Origin of the sequence: Duganella sp. HH101 (assembly GCF_001758795.1) — a bacterium.
Taxonomy (GTDB): Bacteria; Pseudomonadota; Gammaproteobacteria; order Burkholderiales; family Burkholderiaceae_D; genus Rugamonas; species Rugamonas rivuli.
The window spans coordinates 140787-159677 of sequence record NZ_LRON01000013.1; the positions used below are offsets into that span (position 1 = coordinate 140787).

Annotated in this window: 15 protein-coding genes; 7 read left to right on the forward strand and 8 right to left on the reverse strand. The window is 67.0% G+C overall.

Annotated elements, in window-relative coordinates:
- Nucleotides 1–576 (forward strand): NnrU family protein, encoded by a 576-nt coding sequence (locus tag DUGA2_RS20605; protein WP_070271351.1) that lies wholly within the window; start codon nucleotides 1–3, stop codon nucleotides 574–576.
- Nucleotides 577–580: 4 nt separating this feature from the next.
- Here DUGA2_RS20605 and DUGA2_RS20610 read toward each other — a convergent pair whose 3' ends face one another.
- Nucleotides 581–976, reverse strand: a complete 396-nt coding sequence (locus DUGA2_RS20610; RefSeq protein ID WP_070271352.1) for a hypothetical protein — start codon at nucleotides 974–976, stop codon at nucleotides 581–583.
- A 97-nt stretch (nucleotides 977–1073) separates the two neighbouring features.
- On the opposite strand from DUGA2_RS20610, the gene DUGA2_RS20615 reads away from it, so the two are divergent.
- Nucleotides 1074–2609: a class I SAM-dependent methyltransferase gene (locus tag DUGA2_RS20615; RefSeq protein WP_070271353.1), complete on the forward strand. Its 1536-nt coding sequence runs from the start codon at nucleotides 1074–1076 to the stop codon at nucleotides 2607–2609.
- On the opposite strand, the gene DUGA2_RS20620 is transcribed toward DUGA2_RS20615, so the two are convergent.
- The 6 genes from DUGA2_RS20620 to DUGA2_RS20645 form a co-directional block, all read right to left on the reverse strand.
- Nucleotides 2586–3632, reverse strand: coding sequence for a GGDEF domain-containing protein (locus tag DUGA2_RS20620; RefSeq protein WP_070271354.1), 1047 nt, complete (start codon nucleotides 3630–3632; stop codon nucleotides 2586–2588). The two genes, DUGA2_RS20615 and DUGA2_RS20620, sit on opposite strands and share 24 nt — an antisense overlap.
- Nucleotides 3633–3643: 11 nt before the next feature.
- Nucleotides 3644–6736 (reverse strand): efflux RND transporter permease subunit, encoded by a 3093-nt coding sequence (locus tag DUGA2_RS20625; RefSeq protein ID WP_070271355.1) that lies wholly within the window; start codon nucleotides 6734–6736, stop codon nucleotides 3644–3646.
- Nucleotides 6737–6749: 13 nt separating this feature from the next.
- Nucleotides 6750–7895, reverse strand: a complete 1146-nt coding sequence (locus DUGA2_RS20630; RefSeq protein ID WP_070271356.1) for an efflux RND transporter periplasmic adaptor subunit — start codon at nucleotides 7893–7895, stop codon at nucleotides 6750–6752.
- 42 nt (nucleotides 7896–7937) lie between these two features.
- Complete coding sequence (locus tag DUGA2_RS20635; protein ID WP_070271357.1) at nucleotides 7938–9509, reverse strand: efflux transporter outer membrane subunit; 1572 nt, start codon at nucleotides 9507–9509, stop codon at nucleotides 7938–7940.
- 158 nt (nucleotides 9510–9667) lie between these two features.
- On the reverse strand, nucleotides 9668–10279 hold the full coding sequence (locus tag DUGA2_RS20640; protein WP_070271358.1) for an EF-hand domain-containing protein: 612 nt from the start codon (nucleotides 10277–10279) through the stop codon (nucleotides 9668–9670).
- Nucleotides 10280–10448: 169 nt separating this feature from the next.
- The gene (locus DUGA2_RS20645) at nucleotides 10449–12014 is read right to left on the reverse strand and encodes a protease pro-enzyme activation domain-containing protein (RefSeq protein WP_229214739.1); all 1566 of its coding nucleotides are present in this window, start codon (nucleotides 12012–12014) and stop codon (nucleotides 10449–10451) included.
- 137 nt (nucleotides 12015–12151) lie between these two features.
- Between DUGA2_RS20645 and DUGA2_RS20650 the strand changes: the two genes are divergently transcribed.
- The 4 genes from DUGA2_RS20650 to DUGA2_RS20665 all read left to right on the forward strand — a co-directional run bounded on the left by DUGA2_RS20650 (nucleotide 12152) and on the right by DUGA2_RS20665 (nucleotide 15804).
- The gene (locus DUGA2_RS20650) at nucleotides 12152–12712 is read left to right on the forward strand and encodes an XRE family transcriptional regulator (RefSeq protein ID WP_070271360.1); all 561 of its coding nucleotides are present in this window, start codon (nucleotides 12152–12154) and stop codon (nucleotides 12710–12712) included.
- Complete coding sequence (locus DUGA2_RS20655; protein WP_070271361.1) at nucleotides 12700–13218, forward strand: GNAT family N-acetyltransferase; 519 nt, start codon at nucleotides 12700–12702, stop codon at nucleotides 13216–13218. The genes DUGA2_RS20650 and DUGA2_RS20655 overlap by 13 nt, the downstream gene beginning before the upstream one ends.
- Nucleotides 13219–13325: 107 nt before the next feature.
- The gene (locus tag DUGA2_RS20660) at nucleotides 13326–14996 is read left to right on the forward strand and encodes an alkaline phosphatase family protein (protein ID WP_070271362.1); all 1671 of its coding nucleotides are present in this window, start codon (nucleotides 13326–13328) and stop codon (nucleotides 14994–14996) included.
- A gap of 91 nt (nucleotides 14997–15087) precedes the next feature.
- Nucleotides 15088–15804, forward strand: coding sequence for a PEP-CTERM sorting domain-containing protein (locus DUGA2_RS20665; RefSeq protein WP_373994843.1), 717 nt, complete (start codon nucleotides 15088–15090; stop codon nucleotides 15802–15804).
- Nucleotides 15805–15811: 7 nt separating this feature from the next.
- Here the strand turns inward: DUGA2_RS20665 and DUGA2_RS20670 are convergent, their stop codons facing one another.
- Complete coding sequence (locus DUGA2_RS20670) at nucleotides 15812–17218, reverse strand: PLP-dependent aminotransferase family protein (protein ID WP_070271364.1); 1407 nt, start codon at nucleotides 17216–17218, stop codon at nucleotides 15812–15814.
- Between the two features lie 143 nt (nucleotides 17219–17361).
- Between DUGA2_RS20670 and DUGA2_RS20675 the strand changes: the two genes are divergently transcribed.
- Nucleotides 17362–18879: a carboxylesterase/lipase family protein gene (locus DUGA2_RS20675; RefSeq protein WP_070271365.1), complete on the forward strand. Its 1518-nt coding sequence runs from the start codon at nucleotides 17362–17364 to the stop codon at nucleotides 18877–18879.
- Nucleotides 18880–18891 lie beyond the last annotated feature (12 nt).

Here is an 18891-nt window from a genome sequence, read left to right on the forward strand (position 1 = left end):
ATGACCGTACTGATACTGGGCTTGCTGGTTTTTCTCGGATTGCATTCGGTCCGCATTTTCGCCGACGACTGGCGCAGCGCCATGCGCGCGCGCCTGGGCGAGAACGGCTGGAAGGGACTCTACTCGGTGGTGTCGCTGGCCGGCTTCGGTTTGATCATCTGGGGCTACAGCCTGGCGCGGCAGCAGCCCGTCGTTGTGTGGTCGCCGCCGGCCTTCATGGCGCACATCGCCGCGCCGCTGATGGTGCTGGCCTTCATCCTGCTGGCGGCGGCCTATGTGCCGGGCAACGGCATCAAGGCGCGCCTGCACCATCCGATGACGCTGGCCGTCAAGGTCTGGGCGCTGGCCCACCTGCTGGCCAACGGCACGCTGCATGACATCGTCCTGTTCGGCAGCTTCCTGGTGTGGTCGGTGTTGCTGTTCCGCGCGGCGCGCCAGCGCGATGCCGCCGCCGGCACCGTCTACCCGCCCGGCAAGTGGGCGGCGACGCTGGCCACGGTGGCGGTGGGTTTCGGCGCCTCGGTGCTGTTCGCCCACTGGCTGCACCTGATGCTGATCGGCGTGAAGCCGTTCTAGCGGCTCAGCGGCACTTACCGCGGATGATGGCGGAGATCACCCAGGGCAGCGAATACGGCCCCACCACGGCGATGGGGCCGATGTAGGCCGGCTGCAGCTTGAGCGCGTCCTCGTGCAGGCAGTCGGGCACCTTGGCCTGTTCGAAGGCGGCGCTCATCTTGTCGCGCACCGTGGGCGAGGTGGTGCCGAAGGCGCCGGCGGTGCGGGTGGCCGGGTCGACCGGATGCGGATCTTCGGCGACGACGGCGCGCACCGCCTGGCGTATCAGCTCGTCGGATAGCGGAGGCGGCAGGCTGAGATCGCGCACTGTCGGCTCGGGCTGCGGCGGTGCTTGCTGCGGCGCGGCCAGCGCGGCCAACGGCGGCAGCGCCAGCCAGGCGGCGATGATCATTTTCCTCATCCAATCTCCATTTTTCACACTCGATAGGCGGCTATGCTCACATCATAACAAAAATGCATTAATATGAGCAGTCCTCCCCCATACTGAAGGATGGCACATGACGGACTGGACCAGCGGCTACGTGGCGGACATCGGCTACACCTACGGCTGCTATGATTTATTGAATCCCCTGCGCGCCAGGCTGGCGCTGCTGAAGGCCGGCGTGGTGCTGCCGCAGACCGGAACCGCCTGCGAACTGGGCTACGGCCAAGGGCTGAGCGCGAACATCCATGCCGCCGCCTCGAGCACCGAATGGTATGGCACCGACTTCAATCCGGCGCAGGCCGGCTATGCGCAGGAACTGGCGGCCTGCATCGAAAACGGCCCGCAGTTGTTCGACCAGTCGTTCGCCGAATTCTGCAGCCGCACCGACCTGCCGGACTTCGACTTCATCGGCCTGCACGGCATCTGGAGCTGGATCTCGGATGAGAACCGCGCCATCATCGTCGACTTCGCGCGGCGCAAGCTCAAGGTCGGCGGCTTGCTGTACATCAGCTACAACACCCAGCCCGGCTTCGCGGCGATGGTCCCGGTGCGCAACCTGATGGTGCAGCACGCCGCCATCATGGAGCCGCCCGGCGCCGGCGTGGTGGCCAAGGTCGATGGCGCCATCGCCTTCATCAACAAGCTGCTGGCCACCGAGCCGATATTTGCGCGCCTCAACCCGCAGATCGCGGAGCGCCTCAAGAAAATGGCCAGCCTCGACCGCCACTACCTGGCCCACGAATATTTCAACCGCGACTGGCTGCCCATGTCCTTTGCCGACATGGCGGGCTGGCTGTCCTCGGCCAAGCTCGATTTCGCCTGCACGGCGGCCTACGGCCAGTTGGTGCCGGCGCTGAACCTGACGCCGGAACGGCAGGCGCTGCTCAACGATATTCCCGATGCGGTGTTCCGCGAGAGCGTCTTCGATTTCATGATCAACCAGCAGTTCCGCCGCGATTACTGGGTCAAGGGCAAGCGCAAGCTGCAGGGGAGCGAATACGCCGAACAACTGCGCGCCCACCGCGTGATCCTGTGCGCGCCGGCCGAGACGATCAAGCTCACCGCCAGCGGTGCGCTGGGCGAGGGCACGCTGGCCGAAGCCATCTACGCCCCCCTGATCAAGCTGCTGAGCGATCATGCGGTGCGCAGCATCGGCGACATCGAGCAGGCGCTCAGCGGCAACGGCATCGTGCTGACGCAACTGCACGAGGCCTGCCTGCTGCTGGCCGACAAGGGCGCGCTGGCGAACGCGCAAGACCCGTCGGTCACGGCCCGGCGCCGCCCGCAGACCGCGCGCCTGAACCAGCGCCTGCTGCGCCAGGCGTACGACGGCGGCGAGGTGTCGTCGCTGGCCAGCCCCGTGACGGGCTCCGGCGTCGCCGTCAGCCGCTTCCAGCAACTGTTTATCAACGCCATCGCCGAGGGCAAGCAGCAACCGTCGGAGTGGGCCTATTACGTATGGCAGATATTGAAGGCCTCGCGCCAAACCATTTCACTGGAAGGCGTCGCGCTCACGACCGATGAGGAAAATCTAAGCGAACTGGGCACTCAAGCCACCGAGTTCCGCGACCGCTGGCTGCCGCTGCTACGCGCCCTCGGCATCGTCTGACGCCGCCACCGCGTCGGCCACACGGACGGCGTTGCGGCCGCCCTGCTTGGCCGCGTACAGCATTTTGTCGGCCTGCATCAGCCAGTCGGCCGGCGCGGTGCGCTTGTCCATCGCCGCCACGCCTATCGATATCGTCAGCGGATGGCCGTCGATCAGGCAGGTCGCGGCGACCGCCGCGCGCAGGTTTTCCGCCAGCCGGCTGGCCGCCGGCAGCGCCGCGCCATTGGCGATGATGGCGAACTCCTCGCCGCCGTAGCGGAACAGGCGGTCGGTGGCGCGCGTGTGCAGCCGCATCACCTCGCACAGCCGCACCAGCGCCCGGTCGCCGGCCGCATGGCCGTACTGGTCGTTGACCTGCTTGAAATGGTCCAGGTCCAGCAGCAACAAACAGGACGCCAGGTGCGGACGGCGCTCGTCGGCATGGTCGGCCAGCTTGCGGTCCAGCGAGCGGCGGTTGCCGACGCCGGTCAGGAAGTCCAGCTCGACCTCGGTGTGCAGCGCCTTGTTCTGCTCGCCCGTGCGGTGCGAGAAGATGTAGGCGAACAGGTTGACCAGGCCGACGGTGACGACGATGGTCATCAGGTTGAGCAGCTCCAGCTGCGGCGCCAGGATCGCCACCAGCCCCACCAGCGAGCCGCCGTTGATCGCCACCGCCACGCCGGGCCGCAGCACGAAGTAGCAGGCGATCATGGTCGGGTACACCCAGTAGACCAGCGACACGCCGCGCAGATACACCGTCACCAGCATGCCGGCCGAATACACCAGCGTGACGCAGAAGCTGGCCACGCGGTGGCGGCCGGTGCGCCAGACGTGGACGATGACCGCCAGCATGGCCAGCACCAGCGCTATGTCGACCGCGGCCGACAGCCAGTTGCGCTGCACCAGGCGGTAGATGCCGAACGGCAGGATGCTGGGGATGCTCAGCGTGCACAGCAGCATCAGGATCACTTCTTCGATGCTGCGCTTGCGCCTGCCGGACAACCAGCCGAAGCGGCCGCCCCCTCCCTTTTCTGCGTCGGACATCTTCTATCGCTTTACGTGGCTTGGCCGGCGCCGTGGGCCGGGGTTGCGCCGCCGTGCTGGGCGGCCAGTTGCGCGGCCTGCGGGTCGGCCTTGTGCTGGCCCGACAGGAACAGATACATGGCCGGCACCACGAACAGCGTGAACAGCGTGCCGATCGACAGGCCGGTGAAGATCACCAGGCCCATCGCGTGGCGGCCGGCCGCACCCGCGCCGGAAGCGATCACCAGCGGCACCACGCCGAACACCATGGCGGCCGTCGTCATCAGGATGGGACGCAGGCGGGTGGCGGCCGCTTCCTCGATGGCCTCGCGCTTGCTCTTGCCGGCGGCGCGCAGGTGGTTGGCCACTTCGACGATCAGGATGCCGTGCTTGGAGATCAGCCCCATCAGCGTCACCAGCCCGACCTGGGTGTAGATGTTGATCGAGGCGTAGCCGAGGAAGATGAAGGTCATCGCGCCGAACAGCGCCATCGGCACCGAGAACAGGATCACGATAGGATCGCGGAAGCTCTCGAACTGCGCCGCCAGCGCCAGGAACACGATGATGACGGCGAAGGCCATCGTCACCACGAAGCCGCCCGATTCGCTCATGTACTGGCGCGAGCCGCCCGAGTAGTCCACCGTGTAGCCCGACGGCGCCACTTCCTTGACGGCGTTGCGCAGGTATTCCAGGATCTCGCCCTGCGAGGCGCCGGTGACGCCGGCGATGGTGGCCGAGTTCAGCTGCTGGAAGCGGGTCACGGATTCCGGCTGCACGCTGTACTTGATGCTGGCCACGGTGCTGGCCGGTATCATGGCGCCGCCCGGGGTCTTGATGTAGAAGTCCAGCACGTCGGCCGGGTTCAGCCGGTCGACCTGCTGCACCTGCGGGATCACCTTGTACGAGCGGCCCGAGATCGAGAAGTAGTTGACGTAGCCGCCGCCCAGCGCCGCGCCCATGGCGTTGCCGAAGTCCTGCTGCGTCAGGCCCAGCGTGGCCAGCTTGTCGCGGTCCACCTCGACCCGCGCCTGCGGCGAATCGATCTTCAGGTCGACGTCGGCGAAGTAGAACTTGTTGTCCTTGCGCGCCTTGTCCAGCACCGCCTGCGCCACCGTGTTCAGGTTCTCGAACGGCTCGGTGGTGGTGATGACGAACTGCACCGGCAAGCCCGAGCTGCCCGGCAGCGCCGGGAACTGGAACGCCGCCACGCGGCCGCCGGCCACCTGGTTCCATTTCTGCTGCAGGTCTTGCTGGATCTCGTGCGCCGAGCGCGAACGCTTGTCCCAGGACTTGAACAGCACGCCGCCGATGCCGGAATTGGTGGTCGGCACGCCGGTGATCTGGAACATCTGCTCGTACTCGGGCAGCGCGTGCGCGATGTCGAAGATCTGCTTGGCGTAGGCCTGCATCTGGTCCGAGGTGGCGGTCGGCGCCCCGACCACCTGCGACAGCACGATGCCCTGGTCCTCTTCCGGCGCCAGTTCCGACTGCGACATCTTGAACATCACGCCCAGCAGCAGGCTCAGGATCAGGCCCATGACGATCAGCACCGGCCAGGTGTTGAGCAGGCTGTGCAGCAGGCGCAGGTAGCCGTTGTGGACTTTCTCGAACACCTTGTCGATGGCCTTGACGAAGCGCCCCTCGTCCTGCTTGGGATCGAAGAAGTGGCCGCACATCATCGGCGACAGCGTCAGCGCGACGATGCCCGACACCGCCACCGCGCCGGCCAGCGTGAAGGCGAACTCGGTGAACAGCGCGCCGGTCAGGCCGCCCTGGAAGCCGATCGGCACGTACACCGCGATCAGCACCACCGTCATCGCCAGGATGGGCGAGCCGAGCTCGCGCGCGGCGATGATGGCGGCGTCGAAGGGCTTGATGCCCTCCTTCATGTGGCGGTCGACGTTCTCGACCACGATGATGGCGTCGTCCACCACCAGGCCGATCGCCAGCACGATGGCCAGCAGGGTCAGCAGGTTGATCGAGTAGCCCAGCATCAGCATCACGAAGAAGGTGCCGACCAGCGACAGCGGCATGGCGATCACCGGCACGATCACCGCGCGGAAGCTGCCCAGGAACAGGTAGATGACGATGGTGACGATGATCAGCGCCTCGACCAGCGTCTTGACCACCTCGTCGATGGAGGTGTTGATGAACTCGGTCGAGTCGTAGACGATCTCGCCGGTCAGGCCGTTCGGCAACTGCTCCTTGATCGGCGGGAAGGCCTCGCGCACGCGCTTGGCCACGTCCAGGATGTTGGCCTCCGGCGCCACCTTGATGCCGATGAACACCGAGCGCACGCCGCTGAAGGCGACGTTGAAGTCATAGTTTTCCGAGCCCAGCGTGACGGTGGCGATGTCCTCCAGGTGGACGATGGCGCCGCCGGACTGCTTGACGGCCAGCGCCTTGAACTCGTCCACCGTGTGCAGGTCGGTGCCGGCGGTCAGCGGCACCGTCACCATCTGGCCCTTGGAGGCGCCCAGGCCGGTCAGGTAGTTGTTCTGCGCCAGCGCGGCGCTGACCTCGGTGGCGGTGACGCCGTGCGCCGCCATCTTGCCGGCGTCCAGCCAGGCGCGCAGCGCGAACTGGCGCGCGCCCAGCAGCTCGGCGGTCTGCACGCCCTGGATGGAATCCAGTTTCGGCTTGACCACGCGCGCCAGGAAGTCGGTGACGTTGTTGGTCGGCAGCGTGTTGCTGTAGAAGCCCATGTACATGGCGTCGGTGGTCTGGCCGGTCTGCACCGTCAGCACCGGCTGCTGCGCCTGCTGCGGCAACTGGTTGCGCACCGAGTTGACCTGGGTGGTGATCTCGGTCAGCGCGCGGTTGGAATCGTAGTTCAGGCGCAAGGTGGCGGTGATCACGGACACGCCGCTGTTGGACGAGGACGACAGGTAGTCGATGCCCTGCGCCTGCGCGATGGCCCCTTCCAGCGGCTGCGTGATGAAGCCGGCCACGGTGGCGGCGTCGGCGCCGTAGTAGGTGGTGGAGATCGTCACCACCGCGTTCTGCGTCTTTGGATACTGGTTGATCGGCAGGCTGAACAGCGAACGCAGGCCCAGCACCACGATCAGCAGGCTGACCACGCTGGCCAGGACCGGCCGCTTGATGAAGATGTCGGTGAAATTCATGGCGCGGCTTCCCTTAGTGTTCCTGCGGCGTCGGATTCGGGCTGTTGGCCGGCTGCACCTTGTTGTCGATCACGGCCGGCGTGCCGTTCTTCAGCTTCAGCTGGCCGCTGGTGACGACGGTCTGGCCCGCCTTGAGGCCGGTCAGGATGGCGACCTGGTCGCCGCGCGTCGGGCCGGTCGTGACGAACACCTGCTGCGCCACCAGGTGGGCATTGCCCTTGTCATCCTTGAGCGCATCCTTGGCGTCGGCCGGCGGCGGCGCCAGTACGAACACGGTCGAGCCGTAGGGGTTGTAGGTGATGGCGGTCTGCGGCAGCGTCAGGTATTTCTTCTGCTCGCCCTGGTCCAGGCTGACGTTGGCGAACATGCCGGGCAGCAGCTGGCGCTTGCCGTTGGGCACGGTGGCCTCGACCTGCACGTTGCGGGTGGCGGCATCGACTTTCGGGCTGATCGACGTCACCTTGCCGGGGAAGGCCAGGCCGGGATAGGCGTCGGCGGTCAGGTTGAGCTTCTGGCCGATCGACAGCCCGGCCAGCTGTTTCTGCGGCACGAAGAAATCGACATACACCGTATCGATGGTTTGCAGCGTCACCAGCTTGTCGCCCGGGTTCAGGTACTGGCCGGGATTGACGGCGGTGATGCCGAGCTTGCCGGCGAACGGCGCGCGTATGGTTTTCTTGTCGACCACGGCCTGCTGCTGCGCCACCAGCGCCTTGCGGCTCTTCAGGTCGGCGTCGTCGTTGTCGAGCTGCGCCTGGCTGATGGCCTGGGCCGCGAACTGCAGCTTGTCGCGCTTGAGCACCGAGGCCGACAGGTCGGCGGCGGCCTGCAGCGCGCGCAGCTGGGCGATGTCGGCATCGGCGTTCATCTCGATCAGCACCTGGCCGGCCTTGACCTCGTCGCCCGACTTGAAGTGCACCTGGCGCACCAGGCCGGCGATCTCGGTGGTGACGTCGACGCCGCGCACCGGCACCAGCGTGCCGACCGACGTCAGCTGCGGCTGCCACTGCGATTCCTCGGCCTTGATCGCGGTGACGATTTGCGCGCTCGGCTTGGGCGAACTGGCGATCAACTTCTTAATCTGCAGATACTTGCCGAACGCCAGCACGGCGATCAGTAAAAGGACGCCGCCTATCATGATGAACATACGCTTGGTCATGAATCGATCTCCTGCTTTTTAGTGTTGTTTGATGTGTGCTGCCTACTTGGCGCTGCCGGCGCCGCCATACGGCGTCGCGGCCGAGACCGCCGTGGCCGCCGGCACGCCGCCGCTGCGGTTCCACCAGCCGCCGCCCAGCGCCTGGAACAGCGCCGCCGTGTCGGCATAGCGCGCCGCCTGCGCCTGCACCAGCGCCACGTGGGCCTGCTGGTAGCTGCGCTGCGCGTCCAGCAGCACCAGGTAGCTGATCCCGCCCAGCTTGTACTGCTGGGTGGCCAGCGCCAGCGATTCGGCCGCCAGCGATTCGGCCTCGGCCTGCGCCTTCAGCGCGGCGGCGTCGGAATCGAGCGCGCGCAGGCTGTCGGCGACGTTCTGGAAGGCCGCCAGCACGGTGCTGCGGTACTGCGCCGCCGCCACGTCGTAGGCCGCTTCCGCCGCACGCCGCCTGGCGCTCAGCGCGCCGCCGTTGAAGAGGGGCGCGGTCAGGCCGGCGGCCAGGTTCCAGGCCGTGGTCTCGGCATCGAACAGCTTGCTGAAGGTTTGCGACGACGAGCCGTAGCTGCCGCTCAGCGTGAATTGCGGATACTGGGCCGCCGTCGCCACGCCGATCTGCGCGCTGGCCGCGTGCAGCAGCTCCTCGCTGGCGCGGATGTCGGGCCGCTGGCGCACCAGCGCCGACGGCAGCGACACCGGCAGCGAATCCGGCAGGGTCAGCGACTCCAGCGCGAACTCGGGCATGCCCGCCTCGCCCGGCAGCTTGCCGGCCAACACGGACAACTGGTGGCGGCTCTGCGCCAGCGCCTTTTCCAGCGGCGGCAAGGTGGCGGCGATCTGCGCCACCTGGTTGCGCTGGGTGAGCAGCGTGTTGCGCGGCACGGCGCCGAATTCGAACTGCTTGTCGATCACGCCCATCTGCTTGTTGAGCGCGTCCAGCACTTCCTGCGTGGCCTTGAGCTGCGCGCGCAGCGAGGCTTCGCGGATGGCGGTCGTCACCACGTTGGCGCTCAGCGCCAGGTAGGTGGCCTCGACCTGGAAGCGCTGGTAGTCGACCTGGGCGCGCGCGCCTTCCAGCGTGCGCCGGGTGGCGCCGAACACGTCCGGCGTGTAGGCCACGTTGACCGAGGCGTTGTACAGGTTGAAGACGCCGCCCTTGTCGCCGCCGGCGGCCGAGGTTTTCTGTCGCGCCATGCCCAGCTGGCCGTTGACCGAGGGATAGACCAGACTGCCGGCCTCGGCGTTGTAGCTTTCCTGGGCCTGGCGCAGCGCCGCCTCGGCCGCCGCCATGCTGGGGTTCTGTTCCAGCGCGCCGCGTATCAGTTGGTCCAGCGCGGGCGAGCGGAACACGGCCCACCATTGCGCGGGTATGTCCTGCCCCATCGCGAACTGCTGGGCGCCGCCGGCCGCGCCGGGCGACGCCGCGGTCCTGCCCGCCAGCGGCGCGGGGGTGTAGCTGTCGCCCGCTGCGGCCGGGGCGGCCGGGGTTTTGAAATCGGGACCGAGGGCGCAGCCGCCCAGTCCCGCCGCGGCCAGCGCCGCCACACCGGCCCGCAGCACGTGGCGGTGGAACTGCCTGAAGTTCTGTTTTCTCACAAAAAACTCCCGCTTGAGGTTCATGTCAAACCGAAAAGTTAACTGAACTGCACTTTTGGCTGACATATTCGCATTTTTTACGGGATGAGTGTGTATTTTGTATCGATACGAAACCGTGGGCGTAAAAAAACGGGCTACGCCGTGAAGGCGAAGCCCGTTCCAGGGGATGTGCGGTGCGCTGATCAGGCCGCTTCGGCGGTGGCCACCACGCCGTAGGCGCGGTTGGCTTCGGTCAGCGAAAAGGCCGTCGGGCCGTTGACCACGGAATCGGCCACGCGCTCGCTGCTGCGATAGGTGATCGGCATCTGGTAGCGGCGCAGTTCGTCCGGGCTGATCTTGCCGTCCTTGTTGGTGTCGGCGGCCATGTCGACCTTGCCGCTGCCCAGCACGCCGTTTTCATCGACGCCAGGCAATGGATCGGGCGACACCAGGCTGTTGCTGTCGTCGCTGTTGCCGTCGAGGCCGAACTTGGCCTTGAAGAACTCGGTTTCAGGACGCTGCACCAGGCGCTTCAAGCCTTCGTCGAACTGTTTCAGCGCCAGCTTGAGGCCGTCGTCGTCGGATTCGGCCACCGCTTTGACGACGGCGCTGGCCTTGTGGTCGACAGCAGCGCTGGACAAGCCGTTCTGCACCGACGCATTGAAGCCCGGCAGCGACAGGTAGGCTGCGACCGAGGCGCTCAAATCCGCGTTGGTGTCGGCAACAGCAGAGGCGACTTTCTTGGGCTCGAACGCCTTCTCCGCAGCAACGGCTGCGGTCAGGTTCGGACCACCAATATTGTTCACCATAATCATAATCGACTCCTGTTTGACGACGCCCCGGGACGGTCGAACAAAAAAAATTTCTACGCCATTATTCTATCAAGGTTTTGGCAACAATCGCCATTTTTAGCGGCGTCCAAGGCTAAAAAGTGTCTTTTTCCCATGCGAAACTTGCAGTGAGGAATTGTTTTAATATACAGAATTAATCGCTTAATGCCTGCAATAGTTTTTCTCCATGGGGACAGCCCCACCCCGTGCACGTATCCCAGCCGTGCGCCGCCTGCTGGCTGCCATTGTTGCCATCCGTGATATCCCGCGTGACGCCCTTGCCTTGCAGCGAACCGTACAGCAGCGGGTTGAGGAAACCAACCGGGCGGCCGAGCCGCTGGTTGACCAGCGCCAGCAAGCCGGCCCACAGCGGCGCCACCGCGCTGGTGCCGCCGAACACCAGGTTCTGGCCGTCGACCCTGACCTTGTAGCCGCTGGCCGGATCGGCGTCGCCGGCCACGTCCGGCACGCCGCGCGCGGCCTGGCCGTTCGCCACGCCCTGCTGATAATCGGGCCGCCCGAAGAAGCTGCTGTAGCCGCCGCCGGTCGCGCTGTTGGGGCCGCTGTTCCAGACGGTCTCGACGGTGCCGCCGCCATCCTTCAGCATGACGCGCGTGCCGCCGCAGGCCAGCGCGTGCGGCGCCGACGAGGGGAAGTCGACATGCTGGCCGCCGTCGGCGACGCCGTCGGTGGAGCCGTTGTCGCCGGCCGCGCACAAGATCGTCACCCCCATCGCGGCGGCGTCGGCGAAGGCTTGCTCGAAGGCGGTCATGGCTTGCCCGGTCCAGGCCGATTCAGGAGCGCCCCAGCTGATCGAGATCACCGACGGCTGGTGGATGTCGTCGTGCACGGCGGCCGTGATGGCGTCGAGGAAACCGCGCTCGGTGTTGGGCGCGTAGTACACCGCGATCAGCGCGCCAGGCGCCACCGCGCCCGCCACTTCGATGTCGAGCATCACTTCGCCGTCGGCGCTGTTGGCGGTGGTGGGACGGTTCTTGGCGTGGTCGATGCAGACCGATTTGACGCGCGGCACCGGCAAGCCCAGCTCGTTGAAATAGATCTTCAGGTCGCGCGGCCGGCTGCCGCCGCCCAGCTCGATGATACCGATGCATTGGCCGCTGCCGTCCAGCCCCTGCGGGAAGTTGTACAGCCGCGCCAGCTGCGGCGGCGTGAAGGCGATGTTGGCCGCCGCCGCCGACGCGAAGCCGTCGGCCTGCAGGCGCTGGAACTTGGGCGTGGCCACCGGCCGGTCGTCCAGTCCGAACACGCCTTCGACCACGCCGGCCAGCTGGCTAGGAACGCTGAGCTCGCCGACCCGGCCGCGATAGCTGCCATCCGGATACTCGTACTCTTCCAGCTGCACGCCGAAGGCGTCGTTCATCTGCGCGGCGGTGCCGGCCAACACCACGCGGCGCTGTGCCGCGTCGCTGCTGATGACCACCATGCCGTGCTGCGCCGCGAAGGCCGTCACGGTGGCGATGTCGGCGTCGCTGGCGCCGTGCGCCTGGGCGAATTGCGTGCGGCTCAGGTAGCGGCGCTCGACCGGCTGGGTGTCGCCGCTGGCGGCCTGCAGGTCCACCTGCGCGTGGTCGGGCGCGGCGCGCAGCCGCACGGTGATTTCTATGGTCTGCTCGTCCGCCACCGGACCCAGCGCGACCGCACCCTGCAGCGCCAGCTGGCCGCTGCCGGGAATGATGTGGGGGTTGGAAATGCCTGCCATGATCGTCTCCTTTCGCATGGATTGCCCTCAAAAGATACTGGCAGCAATGGCCGCGGGATTGATACAACGCAGAAGTGGCGCCGATAAACCGAAGCGCCGCCTTGCCCCATTCCTAAATATGGGATACATTCTCATTTATGAGAAACGATATCGAATCCCGCCTGGCCCGCCGGCTGGCCGCGCTGCGCGAAGAGCGCGGCCTGTCGCTGGACGAACTGGCCGCCGCCAGCGGCATCAGCCGCGCCACGCTGTCGCGCCTGGAACGCGCGGAAACCAGCCCCACCGCCGCCCTGCTGGGCAAGCTGTGCGCCGTGTTCGGCCTGCCGATGTCGCGCCTGGTCGCCGAGGCCGAAGCCCAGCCCGGCGAATTGCTGCGCGCCGCCGACCAGCCGCTGTGGCAAGACCCCGACACCGGCTTCCGCCGCCGCATGGTGTCGCCGCCGGCGCGCGGCTACGCGGTCGAGCTGGTCGAAGGCTGGCTGCCGCCCGGCGCCCGCATCGACTACGAGCAGGCTCCGGTGCCCGGCATGGAGCAGCATCTGTGGCTGCTCGAAGGCGCGCTGGACTACACCCTCGACGGCGCCACCCACCCGTTGCAGGCGGGCGACTGCCTGCGCTTCCACCTGTTCGGCGCCACGCGCTTTTTCTGTCCCGGGCCCACGCCGGCCCGCTACCTGATCGCCATATGCCCACCATAAAACAACTCGACGCCGATGGCCTGCGCCGGCACGCCGGCGACCTGGCGCAGGTGCTGCGCGACTGCGTGCTGCACGGCGCCAGCGTCGGCTTCCTGCTGCCCTGCCCGCTGGAGGAGGCACGGGACTTCTGGCTGTCGCTGGCGCCGCAGATCGCCAGCGGCGAACGCCTGCTGTTCGTCGCCCACGCTGCGGACGGCGCGCTGTGCGGCACCGTGCAACTGGTGGTGGGCGGCATGCCCAACGGCCGGCACCGGGCGGAGATCTCCAAGATGCTGGTGCACAGCGGCGCGCGCCGGCAAGGCATCGCGCAGGCGCTGATGCAGCACGCGCTGGCCACCGCGCGGACGCTGGGCCGCACGCTGCTGGTGCTCGACACCTGCACCGGCTTCCCGGCCCAGGCCATGTATGCAAAGCTCGGCTTCGCCGTCACCGGCGTGGTGCCCGGCTACGCCGCCCTGCCCGACGGCACGCTGGGCGCGGCCACCTTCATGCACCTGCAGCTGTAGCGGGGCCGCCGCGCCTGTCATGGAGCCGTCACAAGGATGGAGTACGATGTCGCGGGCGCATGGTAGGCTGTGCGCCCAAACATCTTTCAACCTGACGACGACCCAACATGACAAAGAAACTGTCCCTGCCCGCACTCGTAATCGCGACTTCCTGCCTAGCCCTGGGCGCGTACGCCGCCGCCCCTGCCGCCAGCGCGGCCGCCGCGGCCCAGCCCAAGCTGGTGGTGGTGCTGGTGGTGGACGGCCTGCCGAACGAACAGCTGCTGCGCTACCGCGACCAGTTCGGCCAGGGCGGCCTGCGCCGCATGCTGGACCAGGGCGCGTCGTTCAGCAACGCCCACCAGGCACACGGCATCACCGTCACCGCGATCGGCCACAGCGCCGTGCTGACCGGCGCCTACCCGTATGTGCACGGCGTGATCGGCAATAACTGGATCGACCCGATCACCCGGAAATCGGTGTACTGCACCGAAGACACCAATTACACCTACATCGGCGAAGAAACCAAGTCCAGCGACGGCACCGCGCCGACCCGCCTGAAGGTCGACACGCTGGGCGACCAGCTGCGCTACGCCACCGGCAGCCGCAGCAAGGTCGTCACCGTGTCCGGTAAGGACCGCGGCGCGATTCTGCTGGCCGGCAAGACCGGCACCGCCTACATGTACATGGACAAGAGCGGCAACTTCGCCAGCAGCACCTTTTACATGAAAGCCCATCCGGGCTGGGTCCAGCAATACCAGGCCGGCAAGCCGCAGGACCGCTACTACGGCAAGTCGTGGACGGCGCTGCTGCCGGATGCGGCCTACGCCGGCGACGCCAACCCCGACCTGAACCAGGTCAAGGCGGGCGCCCACAACCGCCTGCCGTACAGCTACTACAGCGAGAGCGGCGAGATCGACGCCGGCTACTACAACAGCCTGAAGACCGGCCCCTTCCTCGACCAGCTGACGCTGGACTTCGCGCGCGCCGCGGTGGACGGCGAAAACCTCGGCCGCAATCCGGCCGGCGTGCCGGACCTGCTGGGCGTGAGCCTGTCGGCGCACGACTACGTCAACCACGCCTTCGGCCCGGAAAGCAAGCTGTCGCACGACCACCTGCAGCGCCTGGACCGCATGCTGGCCGACTTCTTCAGCCACCTCGACAAAAAAGTCGGCATGGACAATGTGCTGGTGGTGCTGACCGCCGACCACGGCTTCCCGAACACGCCGGAATTCGCCCAGACCCAGCACATCGACGCCCAGCGCATCGACGGCGACAAGCTGATGGCCGCGCTGGACCAGCACCTGTCGGAAAAATTCGGCGGCGCCAAGCTGCTGAGCGCCTGGTCGCTGCCCAACATCCACCTCGACTACGCGCAGATCGACAAAAGCGGCCTGAAACGCGAAGAAGTGGAAACCGCCGCCGCCCGCTACCTGCTGGCGCAGAACGGCATCGTCGAAGCCTACACCCGCACCCAGCTCGAAAGCGGCGCCGCCAACACCACCCGCATCGCCACCCTGATGCGCCGCGCCTGGAACCGCGAAGCCTCGGGCGACCTGATGGTCGTCACCAAGCCTTACTGGTACTTCGGCACCGGCACCAGCGGCACCTCGCACGGCTCGCCGTACGCCTACGACACCAATGTGCCGCTGATGATCATGGGCAAACGCTGGATCAAGCCGGGCGCCTACGGCCAGTATGCGGAAGTGGTCGACATCGCGCCGACCCTGGCCCATCTGCTGCAGGTGCGCCCGCCGTCCGGCGCCGAAGGCCGGGTACTGACGGAAACGCTACGTTAATCAATTGTAATTTGCATATTTGAAATAATTAATTGGCAATAGCGCGGAATGATGATATTTTTTCATCTCTTACAACCGAGATGGGGAAATGATGAAAAAGATCGCATTCGCAGTACTCGCTTTGATTGCCGGCGTTACCAACGCTGCTGAGTTGTATAACAATGGCCCGGTGGTCGACGCCACCGGTGTCTCCGTCATCGGACCGGGCGCCACCACGTTCGGCTTCGGTGCGCAAAGCGGTGTAGGCAATTTCGTCGCCGACGATTTCGATGTCACGGCAGGCAAGAGCTGGAACGTCTCCAGCCTGAGCTTCTTCGGCTACCAGACCGGCGCCGGCGCCTTCAGCTTCACTTCGGCCACCTGGAGCATCGTCTCGGGCGCGGACATCAATTCGGGCACCGTGGTGGCCTCCGGCACCACCGGCGTCACCAATGGCGGCCTGGCCGGCTACCGCGTCACCGATGGCACGCTGACCAACAAGCAGCGCGGCATCTACAAGATCGACGCCGACATCACCGACATCACGCTGGGCTCCGGCCACTACTGGCTGACCTGGGGCCTGGCAGGCACCGGCCTGTCCGGTCCTTGGCAGCCGCCTACGTCCGATGCCCGCGAAGGCAACGCTGCGCAAGCGACCGGCGGCGGCGCCTTCGCCACCCTGGAAGAATCCGGCAGCGGCCTGACGGTGGAATTGCCGTTCGCCGTCAACGGCACCATCGCCGCGGTACCGGAACCGGAAACCTACGCCATGATGCTCGGTGGCCTGGGCCTGATCGGCCTGGCACGCCGCCGCGCGCGCCGCGGCTGATCCGGGTTCAGACCAGGGCTTGATGCCGCGCCGGCGGCTTGCGCGCCAAAAGCTGCGACAGCTTGCGCAAGGCGGCCGCCAACCGGTGGCCGTCGCGGATCGAGCCCAGCGAAATACGGATCGCGTTCGGCGGGGGGGAGCCCGCGTAGAACGCTTCCGATGAAGTCACGGCCAGGCCTTCTTCGGCCTGCGCCGCCTGCGCCAATGCATGCGCGGTCCAGTAACTGGGCAGGGGCAGCCAGACATGGATGCCATCCCCGCCCGCCTCCGCCTTGCCGGCCAACAGCTGGTGCGCCAGCAACTGGCGCTTGCGCGCCTCCTCCTTCACACCCGCCAGCAAGCGCTGGGCCGAACCGTCGTGTATCCATTGCGTGGCCAGCGCCGTCGTCAGCGGCGCCGGCATCAGCACCAAGGAACGCAGCGCCGCCATGAAGGCCTCGCGCTGCTGCGGATCGGACAGCAGCACGAACGCCGTGCGCAGGCCGGGCGCCAGGCATTTGGACAGCGTCGAAATATAGCTGACCTGGCGCGGCGCGTAGTGCGCCAGCGGCGGTGGCGGCGCATCGGCCAGCAGCCAGTAGGGATCGTCCTCGATGATCTGCACGCCGCAGCGCGCGGCCACACGGGCGATCTCGCGCCGGCGCGCGGCCGGCATGGTGTGCGTGGTCGGGTTTTGCAGCGTCGGATTCAGGTAGAGCAGCGCCACGCGCTGTTTGCCGCAGGCTTTCTCCAGCGCGTCCGGCAGCATGCCGCCGGCGTCCACCGCCACCGCCTGCACGCGCCGCCCCAGTTGCGCGGCCGTCGCGCGCAGGCCGGGATACACCGCCGGCTCGGCCAGGATGATGTCGCCGGGCCGGCTCAAGGTCAGTATCAGCGCCGCCAGCGCGGACTGCGCGCCGGGGCAGACCACCACCTGCTCCTGGTCCACCCGGCCCAGCATCGGCGCCAGCCACGCGGCGCCGGCCGCGCGGTCGGCCCGGCTGCCGCCGCCCAGGTGGTAGTTCATCAGCAGGCCGCTGTCGGTGCGCAGCAGTACCTGGGCCAGGCCCTGTTTCAGCAGATCGTCGAAGTCGACGCCGTCCGGCGGCGGCGGGATATTCATGCTCAGGTCCAGCAGCTGCGCCAGCTCCACCTTGGGTGCGGCGGCGTAGGTGCCGCGCGCGCCCTGCCCTTCCAGCAGGTTGCGGCGCCTGGCCTCGTCATAAGCGCGCGTCACCGTGGTGAGGTCGACCTGCAGCAACTGCGCCAGGCGACGCTGCGGCGGCAGGCGGTCGCCCGGCTTCAAACGGCCGTCGGCCAGCGCCCGCTCGACAAAATCCGCGATCTGCAGGTAGCGCGGCCCCGCATGCTGCTCGAACCGGCCCAGCCAGGCGACGGCCCGATCTTCATCTTGTATGGATTTCGACTTCGACATTTAGTAAGAATGTATGGTTTTTGCCCCTGAGCAGCATGCTACCACTCCGGGGTCAAGTCTGACATTCGGACACGAGCCCTACCCTGGCAGGCGCCAAGGTTGAGGCCGTGTAGAATTGGCGAACCTGACCCCGGATTGAGACTATGAGAAAAATCGGTTTGCTGCTCGCTGCCAGCGTGTTCGCCTCCTCCGCCTTCGCAACCGCGCCGCGCGCCGTCACCGCCACCGGCGTGGTCGAAGGCACATCGGAGGCTGCCGGCGTCAAATCGTATAAAGGGATACCGTTTGCGGCGCCGCCTGTCGGCGATCTGCGCTGGAAGGCGCCGCAGCCGGCCTCGAAGTGGCGCGGCGTGCGCAAGGCCGATCGCTTCGGCCCGCGCGCCATGCAGCTGCCGCTGTTCGGCGACATGGTGTTCCGCTCCGACGGCGTCAGCGAGGACTGCCTGTACCTCAACGTCTGGACGCCGGCCAAATCGGCCAGGGACAAGCTGCCGGTGCTGGTCTACTTCTACGGCGGCGGCTTCGCGGCGGGCGACGGTTCCGAGCCGCGCTACGACGGCGCAAGCATGGCCGCCAAAGGCATCGTCACGCTGACCGTCAACTACCGCCTGAATATCTTCGGTTTCCTGGCCCACCCCGAACTGAGCGCCGAATCGCCGCACAAGGCCTCCGGCAACTACGGCCTGATGGACCAGGCGGCGGCGCTGCAATGGGTGCAAAAAAATATCGCGGCCTTCGGCGGCGATCCAAAACGCGTGACCATCGCCGGAGAGTCGGCCGGCTCATGGTCGGTCAGCGCGCAGATGATGACGCCCCTGTCCAAAGGCCTGATCGCCGGCGCCATCGGCGAAAGCGGCTCGCTGCTCGGCCACAACGCCCCGCTGCCGCTGGCGCTCGCGGAAAAGCGCGGCGCCGCCTTCGCCAGGGAGATCGGCGCACCAACACTGGCCGCGCTGCGCGCCATGCCCGCGCAGCAGCTGCTCGACACCCTCAAGCGCCCCGACGCGCCATGGCTCGCCGCCATCGAGGACGGCTACGTGCTGCCTCGCAGCCCGCTCGCCATCTACAGCGCCGGCCAGCAGGCCAAGGTGCCGCTGCTGGCCGGATGGAATTCGCAGGAAGGCCACTACTCCAACGTCCTGCGCGACAACGCGCCGACGCCCGAGAACTTCAGCAAGGCGCTGCACGAGATGTACGGCGAGCGCGCCGACGCGGCGCTGCTGGCCTACAGCGGCGACACTCAACAAGCCGCGAACGACCTGGCCGGCGATCTGTTCATCGCCTACGGCACCTGGAAGTGGCTGGACACGCACGCGCGCACCAGCGGCCAGCCGGTCTACCGCTACTACTATGCGCACCCGCGCCCGGGCCAGGAAGGCGCCGGCCACTCCGTCGAAATCGAATACGCGCTGGGCAATCTCGATACGAATAAAGTCTATGCCTGGAGCGCCGGCGACCACGCGCTGTCGGCACAGATGCAGGCCTACTTCGCCAACTTTATCAAGACCGGAAACCCCAACGGCGCCGGCCTGCCCGAATGGCCGCGCGTCAGCAGCGGCAAGGGTTCCCGCCTGATGCGGCTGGACCTTCCATCGGCCGCAGCGACCGCCGCCGACGACGCCCGCCACGCCTTCCAGGATCAACAAAGGAAAACCAACTAAACAAAAATGAAA